General features: G+C 70.5%; 15 protein-coding genes, 1 pseudogene and 1 riboswitch. Of the genes and pseudogenes, 8 read left to right on the forward strand and 8 right to left on the reverse strand.

The genetic code is table 11. The features are described 5' to 3' along the window. Positions 1-25: 25 nt before the first annotated feature. On the reverse strand, positions 26-886 hold the full coding sequence (locus K7G59_RS20150; protein ID WP_225836244.1) for a DMT family transporter: 861 nt from the start codon (positions 884-886) through the stop codon (positions 26-28). Between the two features lie 116 nt (positions 887-1,002). On the opposite strand from K7G59_RS20150, the gene K7G59_RS20155 reads away from it, so the two are divergent. Together K7G59_RS20155 and K7G59_RS20160 are read left to right on the forward strand one after the other, a co-directional pair. Then, positions 1,003-1,431, forward strand: a complete 429-nt coding sequence (locus K7G59_RS20155; protein ID WP_225836139.1) for a hypothetical protein — start codon at positions 1,003-1,005, stop codon at positions 1,429-1,431. A gap of 11 nt (positions 1,432-1,442) precedes the next feature. Then, complete coding sequence (locus K7G59_RS20160) at positions 1,443-2,627, forward strand: glutathionylspermidine synthase family protein (RefSeq protein WP_225836141.1); 1,185 nt, start codon at positions 1,443-1,445, stop codon at positions 2,625-2,627. Between the two features lie 21 nt (positions 2,628-2,648). Here the strand turns inward: K7G59_RS20160 and rocD are convergent, their stop codons facing one another. Beyond that, positions 2,649-3,854 (reverse strand): ornithine--oxo-acid transaminase, encoded by a 1,206-nt coding sequence (rocD, locus tag K7G59_RS20165; protein WP_225836146.1) that lies wholly within the window; start codon positions 3,852-3,854, stop codon positions 2,649-2,651. Positions 3,855-3,976: 122 nt separating this feature from the next. Beyond that, a riboswitch (ZMP/ZTP riboswitch) is annotated at positions 3,977-4,065 on the forward strand. A gap of 32 nt (positions 4,066-4,097) precedes the next feature. On the opposite strand from rocD, the gene K7G59_RS20170 reads away from it, so the two are divergent. From K7G59_RS20170 to K7G59_RS20185, 4 genes are all read left to right on the forward strand, one after another. Beyond that, on the forward strand, positions 4,098-5,549 hold the full coding sequence (locus tag K7G59_RS20170; RefSeq protein WP_225836148.1) for a glycine hydroxymethyltransferase: 1,452 nt from the start codon (positions 4,098-4,100) through the stop codon (positions 5,547-5,549). Positions 5,550-5,658: 109 nt separating this feature from the next. Further along, positions 5,659-6,672, forward strand: coding sequence for a tryptophan--tRNA ligase (gene trpS / locus K7G59_RS20175; protein ID WP_225836150.1), 1,014 nt, complete (start codon positions 5,659-5,661; stop codon positions 6,670-6,672). 169 nt (positions 6,673-6,841) lie between these two features. Continuing rightward, positions 6,842-7,426 (forward strand): 2'-5' RNA ligase family protein, encoded by a 585-nt coding sequence (locus K7G59_RS20180; RefSeq protein ID WP_225836161.1) that lies wholly within the window; start codon positions 6,842-6,844, stop codon positions 7,424-7,426. Between the two features lie 216 nt (positions 7,427-7,642). After that, the gene (locus tag K7G59_RS20185; RefSeq protein WP_225836163.1) at positions 7,643-8,701 is read left to right on the forward strand and encodes a YihY/virulence factor BrkB family protein; all 1,059 of its coding nucleotides are present in this window, start codon (positions 7,643-7,645) and stop codon (positions 8,699-8,701) included. Here K7G59_RS20185 and K7G59_RS20190 read toward each other — a convergent pair. After that, on the reverse strand, positions 8,649-9,893 hold the full coding sequence (locus tag K7G59_RS20190; RefSeq protein ID WP_308295064.1) for a D-alanyl-D-alanine carboxypeptidase: 1,245 nt from the start codon (positions 9,891-9,893) through the stop codon (positions 8,649-8,651). The two genes, K7G59_RS20185 and K7G59_RS20190, sit on opposite strands and share 53 nt — an antisense overlap. A gap of 91 nt (positions 9,894-9,984) precedes the next feature. Here K7G59_RS20190 and K7G59_RS20195 point away from each other — a divergent pair, with 91 nt between their 5' ends. Beyond that, positions 9,985-10,224, forward strand: coding sequence for an SCO4848 family membrane protein (locus K7G59_RS20195; protein WP_225836168.1), 240 nt, complete (start codon positions 9,985-9,987; stop codon positions 10,222-10,224). Positions 10,225-10,445: 221 nt separating this feature from the next. After that, entirely contained in the window at positions 10,446-12,005 is a 1,560-nt protein-coding gene (locus K7G59_RS20200; protein ID WP_225836169.1) for an ABC transporter substrate-binding protein, read from the forward strand. A gap of 180 nt (positions 12,006-12,185) precedes the next feature. On the opposite strand, the pseudogene K7G59_RS35375 reads toward K7G59_RS20200, so the two are convergent. The 5 genes and pseudogenes from K7G59_RS35375 to K7G59_RS20220 form a co-directional block, all read right to left on the reverse strand. Further along, positions 12,186-12,251, reverse strand: a pseudogene (locus K7G59_RS35375) (Uma2 family endonuclease); the annotation flags it as partial. 13 nt (positions 12,252-12,264) lie between these two features. Continuing rightward, complete coding sequence (locus K7G59_RS35380) at positions 12,265-12,690, reverse strand: Uma2 family endonuclease (RefSeq protein WP_374114253.1); 426 nt, start codon at positions 12,688-12,690, stop codon at positions 12,265-12,267. A gap of 32 nt (positions 12,691-12,722) precedes the next feature. Then, positions 12,723-13,469, reverse strand: coding sequence for a TetR/AcrR family transcriptional regulator (locus tag K7G59_RS20210; RefSeq protein ID WP_225836170.1), 747 nt, complete (start codon positions 13,467-13,469; stop codon positions 12,723-12,725). Positions 13,470-13,530: 61 nt separating this feature from the next. Continuing rightward, the gene (locus K7G59_RS20215) at positions 13,531-13,941 is read right to left on the reverse strand and encodes a VOC family protein (protein ID WP_225836171.1); all 411 of its coding nucleotides are present in this window, start codon (positions 13,939-13,941) and stop codon (positions 13,531-13,533) included. Positions 13,942-14,043: 102 nt separating this feature from the next. Continuing rightward, positions 14,044-17,535, reverse strand: coding sequence for a DNRLRE domain-containing protein (locus K7G59_RS20220; RefSeq protein ID WP_225836172.1), 3,492 nt, complete (start codon positions 17,533-17,535; stop codon positions 14,044-14,046). Position 17,536: the final 1 nt, after the last annotated feature.

The following is a 17,536-nucleotide window of genomic DNA, read 5'->3' on the forward strand; positions in this document are numbered from 1 at the left end:
GGGCTTCTTTTCGAAGGGTCTTCCTTCAGGCGGCGTGTTCCTCGGGGGAAACACAGGTCTCGGACTCCGTCGTCGGGGCCTCGCCGAACCGGGCCAGGGCCAGTGCCCCCGCCACCGCCACGGTGAAGCCCAGGGCCGCCAGCCACGACAGGCCCGCGCGGGTGTGGTCGCCGAGCCAGATGACGCCCACCGCCGCCGGACCGACCGTCTCGCCGATCACCATGCCGGCCGTCGCGGTCGTCACCGACCCGCGTTGCAGGGCCGAGGTCAGCAGCAGGAACGCGGCGCCCCCGCCGAGCAGCAGGGCGTAGGTGGCCGGGCCGGCGAACAGCTCGGCCGGGCGCAGGGAGCCGATGAGGCGTACCGACACCTCCACCACCCCGAAGCCGAGGCCCGCGCCGAGCCCGAGCAGCAGTGCGCGCGTCCGCCCGGACAGCCGCCCGCCGACCCCGCCGAGCAGCAGCACGCCCACCGCCGCCGCGACCATCGCGTACGCCAGCCAGCGGGGCCCCTGCCGGTCGCCCTCCGCCCCCGAGGCCAGCCCCAGCATCGCCAGCCCCGCGCACACCACCGCCACCGCGGCCCACTCCGGCCGGCTCAGCCGCACCCGCAGCAGCCGCGCCGCCACCACCGCGGTCACCGCGAGGCTCGCCGCCAGGGCCGCGCCCACCGCATAGATCGGCACGGACCGCAGCGCCGCGATCTGGAACAGGAAGCCGAGCCCGTCCAGCGCCAGCCCCGCGATGTAGCGCCACTGCCGCAGCGCCCGCAGGAGCAACGCGGCATCCCCGCCCCCGGCCTCGTCCGTGGCCGCCGCCCGCGCGGCCATCGCCTGCAACACCGTTGCCGTACCGAAGCAGACCGCCGCGCCGAGGGCGCACACCATTCCAAACAGCACAAAGCGACTCTAGGGGAGGCCGCGACCGCAGGGCCCCTCGGGGGGCTCTCCCGCCGGCCCCTAGGCTGGCCGTCGAACACCGCACACCGACGGGGGAGACACACATGGCGAACGCCCGCAGGCAACTCCGCTCCACCACGGTCGTCCTGGGCGGCATGGGCCTCCTCGCCACCGCCCTCACCGCCTGCTCCTCCGAGCCGGACAAGCGCTGCGTCGACCAGGACAGTTACCGGCTCGCCAAGGGCTACAGGATCATCGCCGACAAGTACTGCAAGTCCGGCCGGTCCCTGAAGTTCGGCAAGTCCTCGAAGTCCTCGAAGTCCTCGGGGTCCCCCCAGATCAACAAGTCCCTCAAGGTCTCCGTCGACGCCGCCTGGTACTACGGCGGCAAGGCGAAGCACGGCTGGGTCGACGGCGGCTCCTTCACCAAGCCCGACGGGGGCTCCAGCGGCTCCCACGACGACCGGCACAGCCACCACAGCGGCGTCCACCGCGGCGGCTTCGGCGGCGGCCACCACAGCTCCGGCGGCTGAGGAGCCCGCCCGTGCAACGGCGTACCACTACACCGCGCCCCGGCTGGCAGCAGACCGTCGAGGAGCAGGGCCTCGTCTACCCGCTCACCCGGTACCCCGACGGCGTCCTGCGCCCGTACTGGGACGAGAGCGCCTACTACGTGTTCTCCCTGGACGAGGTCGAGGCGCTGGAGGAGACCGTCGCGGAACTCCACCGCATGTGCCTCGCCGCGGCCGAGCACATCGTCGCCGAGGACCGCCTCGCCGACCTCGGCATCACCGACCCGCGCCTCGCCGCGGCCGTCACCGAGGCCTGGCGGCGCCGCGCCGAACTTCTCTCCGTCTACGGCCGTTTCGACCTGCGCTACGACGGCACCGGCCCGGCGAAACTGCTGGAGTACAACGCCGACACACCCACCTCGCTGGTGGAGGCCGCCTCCCCCCAGTGGTTCTGGATGGAGGAGCGTTTCCCCGGCGCCGACCAGTGGAACTCCCTGCACGAACGCCTCGTCGACGCCTGGCGGGGGCAGGCCGCACTGCTCCCGCCCGGCAGCCCCCTGCACTTCGCGCACTCCGCGGCCGACGAACTCGGCGAGGACCTGATGACGGTCGCCTATCTGAAGGAGACCGCCGAACAGGCCGGCCTCGACACCGACTGGCTCTCCATGGAGGAGATCGGCTGGGACACCCTCTCGGGCCGCTTCGTGGACAACCGACTCCGGTTCATCCGGGCCGTCTTCAAGCTCTACCCGTGGGAGTGGCTCACCACCGACGCCTTCGGCGGGTACGTCCTCGACACCCTCGACAACGGCGGCGGCACCGGCAGCACCCTGTGGATCGAACCCGCCTGGAAGATGCTCCTGAGCAACAAGGCCCTGCTGGCGATCCTGTGGGAGCTGTACCCGGGCCACCCCAACCTGCTGCCCGCCTACCTCGACGGCCCCCGCGAACTGGCGGTCACCGCAGGCTACGTCGCCAAGCCCCTGCTCGGCCGCGAGGGCGCGGGCGTCACCGTGCACGCGCCGGGCGCCGACCCCGTCGTACGCGAAGAGCGCTGCTGCTACCAGCAGCTGGCCCCGCTGCCCGCCTTCGACGGCAACCACGTCGTGCTCGGTGCCTGGGTCGTCCAGGACGAGCCGGCGGGCCTCGGCATCCGCGAGTCCTCGGGCCTGGTCACCGACGAGTACGCCCGCTTCCTGCCCCACGTGATCCTCTAGCCGCCCGGCCCGGCGCGATCCCTAGACGCCCAGCACCCCACGCAGCTGTTCCAGCGCCCAGTCCAGGTCGTCCTCGCTGATCATCAGCGGCGGTGCGATGCGGATGGTGGAGCCGTGGGTGTCCTTCACGAGCACGCCCCGGTCCATCAGCCGCTCGGAGACCTGCCGTCCGGTGCCGATCCTCGGGGCGATGTCCACCCCCGCCCACAGGCCGCGCCCGCGCACCGCCGTCACCGTGCCGGTGCCGAGCAGCCCCGCCAGCTGGCGGTGCAGACGCTCCCCGAGGAGCGCGGCCCGCTCCTGGAACTCGCCCGAGCGCAGCATCGCGATCACCTCCAGCGCCACCGCACAGGCCAGCGGATTGCCGCCGAAAGTCGACCCGTGCTCACCGGGCCGGAACACCCCGAGCACATCCGCGCCGCCGACCACCGCCGACACCGGCAGGATCCCGCCGCCCAGCGCCTTGCCCAGCACGTACAGGTCCGGTACGACCCCCTCGTGCTCGCACGCGAAGGTCCGCCCGGTCCGGCCGAGCCCCGACTGGATCTCGTCGGCGACGAACAGCACGTTCCGTTCACGGGTAAGCTCCCGGACCCCGGGCAGATAGCCCTCCGGCGGCACGATCACCCCGGACTCGCCCTGGATCGGCTCCAGCAGCACCGCGACGGTGTTCTCGGTGAGCGCGGCCCTCATCGCGGTCAGATCTCCGTACGGCACGATCTGGAATCCGGGCGTGTACGGACCGAAGTCCGCGCGTGCCTCCGGGTCGGTCGAGAAGCTGATGACCGTCGTCGTACGCCCGTGGAAGTTGCCGCCCGCGACCACGATCTTCGCCATCTCCCCGGGCACCCCCTTCACCCGGTACCCCCACTTGCGGGCCGTCTTCACCGCACTCTCCACCGCCTCCGCACCGGAGTTCACCGGCAGCACCATCTCCATCCCGCACAGCTCCGCCAGCTCCGTGCAGAACGCCGCGAACCGGTCGTGGTGGAACGCGCGGGAGGTCAGCGTGACCCGCTCCAGCTGCCGCTTGGCCGCGTCGACCAGCCGCGGGTGGCAGTGCCCGAAGTTCAGCGCGGAGTAACCGGCCAGCAGATCCAGGTACCGGCGCCCCGCCACGTCCCTCAGCCACGCGCCCTCGGCCGTGGCCACGACGACCGGCAGCGGATGGTAGGTCGGCGCGCAGTGCGCGTCGGCGGCGGCGATGAGGTCTTGTGCAGTGGTCACGGCCTCTCCCGGTTACGACTGGCGCCCCCCTGCCTGCCCCATCCTCCCCCGCGAGGCCGCCGGGGGCCGCGTTCAACATGCGGTCACCGCCGCGTGGCAGCGGGCGGTGCCCGGTAGGCTGATCGGCGGGCCGTGACTGGCGCGCTGGGATGGGACGGACCATCGGGGAGCGGCCCGGCAGAAAACAGTGCCGTGCGCCTGGGCCGAACGCGAACGCTGTACGCACACCGTCCGGAGGTCCCCATGCCAGAGCAGCAGCCCCTCTCCACCGAGTCCACCGCCTTCCGCGCGGCCCTCGACGTCATCCGCGCGGTGGAGCCCCGGGTGGCCGACGCGATCGGCCAGGAGGTGGCCGACCAGCGCGAGATGCTGAAGCTGATCGCCTCCGAGAACTACGCCTCCCCGGCCACCCTGCTCGCGATGGGCAACTGGTTCAGCGACAAGTACGCCGAGGGCACCATCGGCCGCCGCTTCTACGCCGGCTGCCGCAACGTCGACACGGTCGAGTCCCTGGCCGCAGAGCACGCCAAGGCACTCTTCGGTGCCCGCCACGCCTACGTCCAGCCGCACTCCGGCATCGACGCCAACCTCGTCGCCTTCTGGGCCGTCCTCGCCGACCGGGTGGAGGTCCCCTACCTGGAGAAGGCCGGTGCCCGCCAGGTCAACGACCTCTCCGAGGCCGACTGGGCGGAACTGCGCCAGGCCTTCGGCAACCAGCGCATGCTCGGCATGTCCCTGGACGCGGGCGGCCACCTCACCCACGGCTTCCGCCCGAACATCTCCGGCAAGATGTTCGACCAGCGCTCCTACGGCACCGACCCGGCCACCGGCCTGATCGACTACGAGGCCCTGCGCGCCCAGGCCCGCGAGTTCAAGCCGCTGATCATCGTCGCGGGCTACTCGGCGTACCCCCGTCTGGTGAACTTCCGGATCATGCGGGAGATCGCCGACGAGGTCGGGGCGACGCTGATGGTCGACATGGCCCACTTCGCGGGCCTCGTCGCGGGCAAGGTCCTGACCGGTGACTTCGACCCGGTCCCGCACGCCCAGATCGTCACCACCACCACGCACAAGTCCCTGCGCGGCCCGCGCGGCGGCATGGTGCTGTGCGACGACTCCCTCAAGGACCAGGTCGACCGCGGCTGCCCGATGGTCCTCGGCGGCCCGCTCCCGCACGTCATGGCCGCCAAGGCCGTCGCCCTGGCCGAGGCCCGGCAGCCCGCCTTCCAGGACTACGCCCAGCGCATCGTCGACAACTCCCGCGCGCTCGCCGAGGGCCTGATGCGCCGCGGCGCCACCCTGGTGACGGGCGGCACGGACAACCACCTGAACCTGATCGACGTGGCCACCTCCTACGGCCTCACCGGCCGCCAGGCGGAGGCAGCCCTGCTCGACTCGGGCATCGTCACCAACCGCAACGCCATCCCGGCCGACCCGAACGGCGCCTGGTACACCTCCGGCATCCGCGTCGGCACCCCGGCGCTGACCACGCGCGGCCTCGGCACCGCGGAGATGGACGAGGTGGCGGCCCTGATGGACCGGGTCCTCACCACCACCGAGCCGGGCACCACCAAGTCGGGCGCCCCGTCGAAGGCGGCGCACGTCCTGGACGAGAAGGTGTCGCGGGAGATCTCCCAGAGGGCCACGGATCTGGTGGCCGCGTTCCCGCTGTACCCGCAGGTCGACCTCGGCTGAGGCCCGGCCGACAGCCCGGCCGGCAGCAAGGCCGTGAGCGGGAGCGCTTTCCGTTTTCCGGGGGGCGCTCCCGTCAAGGAGGCCACCGACACCTGCGAGAATGGTGGACATGGCCTCTGATCGACCCCGCGTGCTCTCCGGTATCCAGCCCACCGCCGGCTCGTTCCACCTCGGCAACTACCTCGGCGCCGTCCGCCAGTGGGTGGCCCTGCAGGAGTCCCACGACGCGTTCTACATGGTCGTCGACCTGCACGCGATCACGGTCCCGCAGGACCCGGCGGCCCTGCGCGCCAACACCCGGCTCGCCGCCGCCCAGCTCCTCGCGGCCGGCCTCGACCCGGAGCGCTGCACGCTCTTCGTCCAGAGCCACGTCCCCGAACACGCCCAGCTCGCCTGGGTCATGAACTGCCTCACCGGCTTCGGCGAGGCCAGCCGCATGACCCAGTTCAAGGACAAGTCCGCCAAGCAGGGCGCCGACCGGGCGAGCGTCGGCCTGTTCACCTACCCGATCCTCCAGGTCGCCGACATCCTGCTGTACCAGGCCCACGAGGTGCCGGTCGGCGAGGACCAGCGCCAGCACATCGAGCTGACCCGCGACCTCGCCGAGCGCTTCAACGGCCGCTTCGGCGAGACCTTCACGATCCCGAAGCCGTACATCCTCAAGGAGACGGCGAAGATCTACGACCTCCAGGACCCGTCGATCAAGATGAGCAAGTCGGCGTCCACGCCGAAGGGCCTCATCAACCTCCTCGACGAGCCGAAGACGACGGCGAAGAAGGTCAAGAGCGCGGTCACGGACACCGACACGGTGATCCGCTACGACGCCGAGAACAAGCCGGGCGTGTCGAACCTCCTCACCATCTACTCCACGCTCACCGGCAAGTCGGTCGCCGAGCTGGAAGCGGACTACGAGGGCAAGATGTACGGCGCGCTCAAGACGGACCTCGCCGAGGTCATGGTCGACTTCGTGACGCCGTTCCGGGAGCGCACCCAGCACTACCTGGACGACGCCGAGACGCTCGACTCGATCCTGGCCAAGGGCGCGGAGAAGGCGCGCGCCGTCGCCGCGGAGACCCTCGCGCAGGCCTACGACCGGGTCGGCTTCCTGCGGGCGAAGCACTGAGCCGTACGGCACGGAGCACTGAGCCGTAGAGCACACGTCCGGAGACGTACAACACGGCCGCAGTGGCCGTACAGTCGATAGCCGAAAGCTGCTCCGGGCAGGCACCCTGCCCGGGAAGACAGACGGGGAAGACCCGACCGACCGGACCGACCGGACGACAGGAGACGACGTGGGGACCGTAACGATCGGCGTGTCGATCGCGGTCCCGGAGCCTCACGGCAGCCTGCTCCAGGAGCGGCGCGCGGGCTTCGGCGACGCCGCGGCTCACTGCATTCCCACGCATGTCACCCTGCTGCCGCCGACCGAGGTGGACGAGGCGGAGCTGCCCGCCATCGAGGCCCACCTCGCCGAGGTGGCCGCCGGCAGCCGCCCCTTCCCGATGTGCCTGTCCGGCACCGGCACCTTCCGGCCCCTGTCGCCGGTCGTCTACGTCCGGGTCGTGCAGGGCGCCGAGGAGTGCGCCCGGCTGCAGCAGCGGGTGCGCGACGCCTCCGGGCCCGTGGCGCGTGAGCTGCAGTTCCCGTACCACCCGCACGTCACCGTCGCCCACGGCATCGAGGAGGCGGCGATGGACCGTGCCTTCGCGGAGCTGGCCGACTACGACGCCCAGTGGCCGTGCACCGGGTTCGCGCTGTACGAGCAGGGCGCCGACGAGGTGTGGCGCAAGCTGCGGGATTACACGTTCAGGGGAGCCGTGGTGCCCACGCAGGCCGGCCACGCGGGCGCCGAGCGCGACACGATCGCCAGCCGCTAGGGTTTCCGCTCTCCGGCCGGCCTCGGACCGGCAGCCTGCGCGACAGCGCGCCCGGCGGGTGCCGCAGCGCCCACATCACCAGCCGCCGCCGACCCCGGCCCTGTCGCCGCGATCGGGTCAGTCCTGTCCGGCCTGGGATTCTGGGTACCCGACACGAGCCGACGCCGGCCGGAAGGGGCCGAGACACGGGCGGTGCGACGAGGGCAGGAACGGATCATGGACTGGCTGAAGAGACTGCCTGTCATCGGGCCGGCCGTCACCCGGCTGATGGCCACGCACGCGTGGCACTGCTATGAGCGTCTGGACCGGGTGAAGTGGTCCCGCCTGGCCGGTGCCATGACCTTCGTCAGCTTCCTGTCGCTGTTCCCGCTGCTCACCCTGGCCGTCGCGGTCGCCGCCGCCACGCTGAGCCCGGCCCGCCAGAAGTCCGTCGAGCACAGGATCAGCGACCAGTTCCCGGGCATCTCCCAGCAGCTGGACATCAGCGGCCTGGTCCACAACGCGGGCACCGTCGGCCTGATCGCGGGCGCCTTCCTGGTGCTCACCGGCATCGGCTGGGTCGGCCAGATGCGGGACTGCCTGCGCGCGGTGTGGGAGCTGCCGGACCGTGAGCACAACCCCGTCCTCGCCAAGGTCAAGGACGCGGGCATCCTGCTCGGTCTCGGTGGCGCCCTGCTGGTGACGTTCGCCGTCTCCACCGTCGCCAACGCGGCCGTGGGGCAGCTCTCCCACCACCTCGGCCTGGCCGACCACGGCTTCGGCAGCGTCCTGCTGCAAGTCGCCGCGATCGCCGTCTCCGTGCTCGCCGACTTCCTGGTCCTGCTCTACGTGCTGACGCTGCTGCCGGGGGTGGAGCCGCCGCGCCGTCGGCTGCTGGTCGCGGCGCTGCTCGGCGCGGTCGGCTTCGAAGCGCTGAAGCTGCTGCTCAGCGGCTACATCCAGGGAGTCGCCGCGAGGAGCATGTACGGCGCGTTCGGCGTCCCCGTGGCCCTGCTGCTGTGGATCAACTTCACCTCGAGGGTGGTCCTGTTCTGCGCCGCCTGGACGGCGACGGAGAGCGAGGAGGCCGAGGAGGAGGCAGCAGGGACGCAAGAGGGGACGGAAGAGGTCGCGGAGCCTGCGGCCGAGCCCGAGCCCGAGCCCGAGCCCGAGCCCGAGCCCGAGCCCGAGCCCGAGCCCGAGCCCGAGCCCGAGCCCGAGCCCGCGCCCGCGTCCGGGGGCGTCAGGGGCGCGGCCGACGGCGCATCAGGTCCGGCAGCGGCCAACGGCGGTTGACCAGGAACGCCGCGCCGGCGAGCAGCACCACCACCCCGCCCGCGATGCCCAGTGCGATCCCCGCCCCGCCGGAGCGACCCCCGGCGGCGCTCGCCACCCGCTTGGAGCCGGACCCGCCGGTCGCGGAACCCGCCTCGCCGGCCGAGGCACCGGCGCTCTGCTGCCCGCCGGCCTGCACGGCGCCCCTGGGCGGCACCAGTTCGCCCACCGCCCGTACCTTGCCGGATGCCTGGAAGCCCCAGTCGAGCAGCTTCGCGGCCTCCTTGTAGACCTCGTTGTGCTCGTGCTTCTCCGGGTTCATCACGGTGACCAGCAGCACCCTGCCGTTCCGCTCGGCGACACCGGTGAACGTGGCACCCGCGTTGGTGGTGTTGCCGTTCTTCACGCCCGCGATGCCCTGGTAGACCGGCACGTCGGTGTCGCCGCTCAGCAACCGGTTGGTGTTCTGGATCTCGGCCGAACCGAATGTCGCGCGGACGGTGGAGCAGTAGTCGCGGAAGTCCTTCTTCTGCAGCCCGGAACGGGCGAACAGCGTCAGGTCGTACGCCGACGACACCTGTCCCGGCGCGTCGTAGCCGTCGGGGCTGATCACATGGGTGTCCAGCGCCTGGAGTTCGTCGGCGTGGTCCTGCATGTCCTTGACGGTCTGCGGGACACCGCCGTTCATCGCGGCCAGCACGTGCACGGCGTCGTTGCCCGAGCGCAGGAAGACGCCGAGCCACAGATCGCGCACGCTGTAGGTGCGGCCCTCCTTTATCCCCACGACGCTGCTGCCGACGCCCATGCCCGCGAGGTCGGACGCCGCCACCTTGTGCGTGGCCGACTTCGGGAAGCGGGGCAGCACGGTGTCCGCGAACAGCATCTTCAGCGTGCTCGCCGGGGGCAGCCGCCAGTGCGCGTTGTGCGCGGCCAGCACCTCTCCGGACTCCGCGTCGGAGACGATCCAGGCGCGGGCGGTGAGGTCCTTCGGCAGCGTGGGCACACCGGGGGCGGAATCCACCTGCGTGCCGGGCTGCCCGAGCCGCACCCCGCCCAATGTCGACATATGGGCCGGGGGCGCTGCCGTCGGGCTGGCCGAGGGATGCGGGGCCGCGAGCGCGGCGGGCGCGGTGACGGACAGGGAGAGCAGGGACAGCAGCGTGGCGGAGGTGACCAGCAGGGATCGCCTTGCGGTCTTTTTCGGTGCGGACACGATCGAGAACGTACCTGGAGCGAACACCGACGTCCCGCGCCCCTCCTCACCCCCGCCATGGAGCCGGGCACCGGCCAGCGATACTGACCCTATGAAGCTCAGCCGCCCGGTCTCCTGGTTCCTGCTCGTCTTCGGAGTGTGGAGTTGGGTCATCTGGGTCACTTTCGTTAAGAATCTCGCCAAGGACAGCAGCGGGCTCGCCTTCGACGACGGCCACCCGACCGCCTACTTCTGGGTGCATCTACTACTGGCGATCGTTTCCTTCGTAATGGGGACGGTCATCGGGGTCATCGGGTTGCGCGGACTGCGCGCACTGCGCCGCACGCCATAGCACCGGCCGTTACGCACGGGTGGCGGGAAATCGCTTTCTGTGTCCGTGGAGGCAACTAAAACCGGGGGGTAACAACACTCTGGGTAAGTTCTTGCCCTGTCTGGTCAGAAAGCCCTTCCCCCAGGTCAAAGACCTGTGATTAGGTGAGCGGCGCCACTTAGGGGAGTGGCGTAATTGTGCTGGCCAGGGGTAGGGCCGTAGGGCCTGGGAGGGGCACCACCATGCGATCGGTTCGCATGCGCATTCTCGTGACGCTGATCGCGCTCGCGGTCGTGGGCATCGGCGGCTGGCAGTTGCTGCCGTCGCAGGACAACAAAGACAAGACCATCAGGGTCGGAACAACGGACGCGGTGACGTCACTGGACCCGGCCGGGGCCTACGACGCCGGTTCCTGGGCGCTGTTCAGCAACGTCTTCCAGTCGCTGCTGACCTTCGAGCCGGGCGGGGTCGAGCCGGTCCCGGACGCGGCGAAGAGCTGCTCGTTCCAGGGCTCGGGCCTGAAGACGTACCGGTGCACGCTGCGTGAGGGGATCACCTTCCCCAGCGGGCGCACGATGACCGCCGAGGACGTGAAGTACTCCTTCGACCGGGTCAAGAAGATCGACTCGGACGTCGGCCCGTCGTCCCTGTTCTCCACGCTCGGCTCGGTGAGCGCAGACAACGAGACGACGGTCACCTTCCACCTGTCGTCCCCGGACGCCACGTTCCCGCAGAAGGTGGCGACCGGCGCCGGTTCGATCGTCGACAAGGACCGGTACCCGGCCACCAGCCTGCGCACCGATTCCGGTGCCGACGGCAGCGGGCCGTACCAGCTGACGTCGTACGTGAAGGACAGCAAGGCCGTCCTCACGCCGAACACGAGCTACCAGGGCGACCTCAGCGACACCGGCCGCCCCGTGGAGCTGCGCTACTACGGCGACTCCGAGAAGCTCGACGCCGCCTGGCGGGCCAAGCAGATCGACGTCGCCAGCCGGACGCTGCCGCCGGACGTGCTGTCCGGGCTGAACCCGAGTGACCCGAAGAAGCGTGTCACCGAGTCCGACAGCTCCGAGACCCACAACCTGTACCTGAACACCCGGGCCGGCTCGCCGCTGCACGACGTGCGCGTGCGCCGCGCGATGGCCTGGCTGGTCAACCGCGAGAAGCTCGCCGCCACGGTGTACCAGGGCACGGTCGACCCGCTGTACTCGCTGATCCCGACCGGCATTCCCGGCCACACCACGTCGTTCTTCGACACGTACCCGACGCAGAACGTCGCCAAGGCCCGCGAACTGCTCACCCAGGCCGGCGTCACGCTCCCTGTGCGCTTCACCTTCGGCTACGGCAAGGGCCGGGGCGCGGGTGCGGAGGAGGCCGCGGCGCTGAAGGAGCAGCTCGAGGCGGGCGGCCTGTTCAAGGTGGACGTCCAGGGATACGAGTGGACCGAATTCCAGAAGCGCTGGGTCACCGGGAAGATGGATGCCTGGGCGGTCGGCTGGGTGGCGGACTACCCGGACCCGGACACCTTCGGCTCCCCCCTCGTGGGCACCGGCTCGACCATGAACACGGGCTACAGCAACAAGGCGGTCGACAACCTCATCCTCAACAGCCAGCAGTTCGCCGACCGCAGCCGCGCCGGGAACGACTTCCGCGAGATCCAGGCGACCGTCGCCAGCGACGTCCCGCTGATTCCGCTGTGGCAGCGCAAGGAGTACGTGGTCAGCACGGAGGACGTGGGCGGCGGCCAGTACCTCGACGACGGCACGGGTGTGTTCCGGCTGTGGCGCCTGAACTGGATCTGATCGCTCGACCGATCTGATCACTCGACCGCGGGCCTGCCCGCTGCCAGGACCGGTGTCACGTCCAAGGCGACACCGGTCCCGATGGCGGCGGGCAGAACGACGGTCTCCCCCGGGGGACCAGGGACGGTGGTGCTCGTACCCGTCCCCCGTGGGATCCGTCAGCACGTGGAGCCGCTGGTGCCTGCGGTCGACGATCACATGGACCAGGATCTTCGCGCCGGCGTAGGCCCTGACCTTGTCACGCACATCGGTCTTCCGGTTACTGGACGTGACCTCGAGGACCAGACCGGAAACAGCTGGTGTCGTAACAGCTGTCCTCGATGTGGTGGTCCCGGAAGCCGGCGTCGACGAGTGAAAGGTCCGGAATCGCATAGTCCTCGGTGCCGGTCGGCAACCAGAGGCCGACTCCCTGCACCACTTCGCTGTCACCGTCGGCCAGACCTGCGGCGATGAAGGCGCGCATGAGCCTCGTCAGGGTTACGGCGTGCGAGCCGTCCGGCGGCGGGGACACGACGATCCGGCCTCCGCGGACCTCGACGCGGTTGCCGGGTTGCGCTCCATGAGCCGGTTGGCTTCCGAGATCAGCGGTCGGTGTCCATGGAGCCGCTCGACGGATGCCGCGGACATCACGTGCCTCCCGTGGGCTGGTGTCGAGGGCGTCATCGTAGGCAGCCCCCTGAACCACGTGTGCCGTTCGGCGCGTTCACCCGAAAGTGATCACTCGCCCTCCCGCCCCCTCTTCCCCGGATCCGGCAGCGCCTTCGTCATCCCCGGCAGGAAGTCCGTGAACAGCTCGTGGATCTCCAGCACGAGCGGCCGCAGCACCCGGAACCGGGCCAGGGCGACTCCCCGCGCGGTGAGCCGGGCCCCGCGCCGGGCCAGCCGGTAGCTGCGCTCGCGCCCCTCCGTGCGGTCGAAGATCCAGTACAGCACCAGCCCCATCTGGGACAGCCACATCAGTTCCGGCAGCACGTCCCGCAGTTCGGGCGCCACCTTCGACCTGGACCCGGCCAGGACCTCCCGGTGCACGCTGATGGCCTGCTCGCGCGCGTGCTCGCTCTCCGGGGAGAAGGGGCTGAGGGGACTGTCCGGGTCGGCGGCGTTCTTGAAGAACTGGACGGCGAACTCGTGGTACGGCCGGGCGATGTCCAGCCATGCGGTCAGCACGCCCGCGAGCCGCGCCTCCAGGTCGGTCTCCTGCTCCAGAACCGCCCGCACCGCCACCTGGTGCTCGGCGGCGATCCGGTCGTAGAAGCCCTGGATGAGGTGTTCCTTGCCCTCGAAGTAGTAGTACGCGTTGCCGACCGAGACCCCGGCCTCCGTGGCGATGGCCCGCATGGTCGTCTTGTCGTAGCCGCGCTCCTGGAACAACCGCATCGCTGTCTCCAGGATCAGCGCGCGGGTCTGCTCGGACTTGCTGCTGTGGGGGCCGGCCGCCTCGGGGCCGTCGTTCTTCGCGGGCACGACAGGAGAGCCTAACGAGTGCACCGGACCCCGCCGGAGCAGGAGACCGAGAAGGGGAGCTTCATCCCCTGCGCCCCAGCTCCGGCCGCTTGGTGTAGTCGGTGAAGCCCAGGACGTTCCCCCACGGGTCGGCGATCTCCACGGTCCACCCGGTGGCCACGGGGAATGCCTCGTCCAGCGCCGTGATCCCGGCGGCGGCCAGCTCCCGCGCCGCCGCCCGCGCGTCCGGCACCTCCAGCCAGACCCGCGGCGAGGGCCACGGCGGCGGCCGGTGCCCCAGCTCCTCCTCCGCCCGCAGCAGGATCCCGGGCGTCTCCGCGCCGACCTTCAGCAGCGCGATCCCGGCTTCGTCGAACCGGAACCCGACCGTGAACCCGGCCCGCTCGTAGAACCCGACGGCCTGCCCGAGGTCCCCGACGGGCAGCAGTACGTTGTCGAACCCGAGCAGCTCGTACGACTCCTTGTCTGACATGTCATCAGATTAGAGCGGCAGGGACGGCAAGCCGGCCCGAAACGCCCGAGGGCCCTGCTTCCGGAGCACCGGAAACAGGACCCTCGGACCGGCCGGTCCGGCTCACCCGATGGCGATGCGGGTGAGCCAGTAGTCCTTGGCCGAGATGATCTCGGTGCCGGAACCGGTGAGGGTGCTCCTGCCCCCCGAGTAGAACCGGACGGAACCGTCGGAGCGGACGGCCCAGATGTCCGGGATGCTGTCCCCGTCGGTGCTGGGCGTGCCGATCAGCAGCGGGACGCTGCTGCTGAGCCAGCCGGACGCGGCGTACTCGAGGTCGGCACCGCCCGAGGAGTTGGCACCGGCGGCGAGGGAGTTGAGGTCGACCCCGCCGTTGCTGTCAGCGATGCCCTTGCGGAGCATGAGGCGGCCCGAGACGTTGCTGCGGTAGACGAAGTCGGTGACGCCGTCGCCGCTGACGTCAAGCGCGGTGACGAGGTCGCGGTCCTTCCAGGCGGTGGCGGAGAGCCGGATCGCCCGGTCGATGGTCGCGCCGTGGTAGCCGGTGAAGACCCACAGCTCGTCGTCCGTGCCGTTCCTGACGGTGGCGAAGAAGTCGGTACGACCGTCTCCCGTGGCGTCCCCGGCACTGATGATCTGGGTGAAGTCGGCAGGGTCGGGTGATCCCTCGGGCAGGAGGATCTCCCGGCGCTTGTCGATGTTCACGGCGCCATAGCCGTCGCCGGGGTAGACCCAGAGCCTGCCGCCGACGCGTACTACGAGGTCCTGGAGGCCGTCGCCGCCGTAGATGTCGCCGTTGTGGGTGATCAAGGCACCCTTGAAGTGCCCGGGGGGCGCCGCGACGAAGGGCGGCAGGTTGTCGCCGGCCGGGTCCTTGTCGGGGTTGGCGCGGTAGGCACCGGACATGGAGTAGTCCAGGTCACCCGTCGGCTTGTTCGGGTCGTCCTTGTCGGCCTGGGACGGGTACAGGGCGAGGTTGCCGCCCTCGGTGACGGCCATGAGGTCGGGCATGCCGTCACCGGTGAAGTCGCCGGCCTTGTCGGCCTGGTCCCGCGGGCTGACGTAGAAGAAGTACTTCGTCGGCTGCGAGGGGTTGCCGGCGCTGTCCACGGTGCGGACGTACAGCACGTTGGGTCCGGCGGTCGGCGGCTTGGCGTTGGTGATCGTGGCGGTGACGGAGGTGTCGGTCCCGGCGGCACGGCTCAGGGAGTAGGGGTAGTAGGGGGAGTTGAACCCGTACTCGTAGCGGACGACGTCGGTGTTGAGGGCGCGGAAGGTGAAGGAACCGGGGGTGCCGAACTTCTTGGTGCTCCAGTTGGCGTCCTCCTCGTCGTTGCCGAAGCCGTTGTCGTCGCGGTCGGCGTCCGGGAAGTCGGTGGAGGTGACCACGGGCGGTCTGGGCGCCGTGCTGTCGAAGACGAACCGGCAGGACGTCTTGGCCGGAGCGTAGCCGGACGAACTGCCGGCGTCGTCCCGGGCCTCCACGCGCCACGAGTAGGTGGTGCCGTTGGTCAGCTTCAGGTCGCCGGTGTCGGCACTCGCGGTCTCCAGGGCCGTGCCCTTGTCGTCGCCCACGTACTTCTTGCCGGCGGATCCGAGGAGGTCACCGGTGGTGTCCCACTTGCCCATGGGCCACAGGTCGAAGTTGAGGAAGTCGAGGTTCTTGTCCTTGTCGGTGGCCTTGGCCGTGAAGGTCAGGTTGCTCGGGCCCATGCGCACGTACGGCGTGGTGGTGGTGCACTTGGCGTCCGGCCCGAGGTCGAGCGAGCCGGAGACGATGCTGGGCCTGCGGTTGTAGACCAGCTCCAGCACAGGGGCGTTGTCGCCGTCGGCCTGGAACTTCTTCCACGCGTACTGGGAGTGCTCGTCGCGGGCGCGCACGCCGAAGGTGATCGTGTCCTCGCCCTTGTCGGCGGTCTGCTGGGCGCCCTTCCTCACGTCGAACGCCTCGTACGCGTCGTGGCAGCGACTCGACTTCCAGCCATGGGCGAAACTCTTGCTGGCCAGCTTGTTGCCGTCGTGCAGCTTCGGGGCGTTCTTCCAGTTGGTGTGTGAGTCGATCTCTCCAGTGAGGTGCACGCTCATCGAGCGTGCGCTGCAGGACCAGGAGTACGTCTCCAGCATGCGCAGCTTGGCACTGGTGATCTTGGTGCCCTTCAGGTCCTTGTCGAAGGAGATGTTGAAGAACGACCGGGAGGTGCCCCAGGTGTCGGACTCGAAGCCGACGCGGGCCTCGTGGGTGCCGCCCTTGTTGAAGCCCTTGCCGTTGTAGAAGGTGGCGTTGGGGAAGCGGTTGTAGGCGGTGGTCCAGTTCTGCGTGTGCTTCTTGACCGAGGGGTCGATGAACACCGGATACGTGGTCGCCGGGTCGGCCAGGAAGTCCTGGTCGGGGGTGAGCAGCCACTTCCCCGCGGACAGGTCGGCATCGACCAGGGCGCCGAGCGAGTCGGGCGAGGGACCGTCGAGGGAGGGCAGGCTCAGCGTCGCCGCCGAGCCGGTCTGCGAGGGGCCCGGTGTCGGCTCGGCCGGGGCCGACGGCAGCGGGGACTCCGACACGGTCGGCTCGGGACCGTCCGTGGCCGAGGGCAGGGCTTCGACGTTGGTGTCGCTCTGCTCGTCGGACTCGACGGGAGCTTCCTCGGTGGGGCTGGGGCTCGTGCTGTCGCCCGCCGCGGGATCGGTGGAGTCGGAGGGATCCGGGGTCTCGGGCTCGGTCGGCTGGGCCGTCTCGCCCACGGTGCTGTCGCTGACGGCCGGCAGCCCGCTGCTGTCCCACATCAGCGGGGTGGGCGAAACCGCGACCTCGTCGCCGTTGACGTCCTCGGCACTGACGATGCCGGAGGACGGACTCAGACGGAAGGTGAGGTCGGCGGAGTGCAGGCCGTACGCGAGCTGCTGGACGTGGGGGTCGGACGCCGCCTGACGGTTCTTCAGCACGATGAGCTGGGAGAAGCCGTCGTCGTCGGCGGTCAGGACGAGGTCGCCGCCCGGGAAGATGTCCGGGTACAGCGCGCGGTTGCCGTCGATAATGGGCGTGGGCACGGTGTCGGGCCAGGTGAGCTGGACGTCATGGTCGCCGACGTGCAGGGTGACCAGCGGAGTCCCGGTGTCGGCTGTGGTGGCCCCCTTCAGCAGGGAGATACGGCTCACGGTCGAACGGGAGGCGTGCCGGGCACTGCCGCCTCCGTGAGAGCCGGGCGAGAAGACCACGCGGGTGTTGGTGGCCGCCGGTTCCCACCCGGCCTTGGTGCGGTGCAGTGTCGGGTTGATCCTCTTCCACTCACCGCCGACCTTGGCGCGGATCGGGGAGGAGTACAGCCGTTTCATCATGAGGCCGTCGGGGCGGGCCCAGGTGGTGGAATGCGCGGTACGGGCAGCGGTGACCTCGACGTTCCTGCCGGTCCGCGCTGCTTGGGCCAGGGCGGCGGCCTCGCTGGCGGTCTTCGCGGGCCGGTTGTGGTTCCCGTTTTCGCCGTGCGAGGCGTCGCCGTCCATCCGGAACCCGGCGTAGACGATTCCGGTAGTGGCGAGCGCGGCTGCGAGCAGCGCCGCGCCGGCCCTGCTGCTGGGCGTGCGGCGCCAGTTGCGCGTCATC

Source organism: Streptomyces sp. NK08204, assembly GCF_020400585.1.
In the GTDB taxonomy this organism is placed as follows: Bacteria; Actinomycetota; Actinomycetes; order Streptomycetales; family Streptomycetaceae; genus Streptomyces.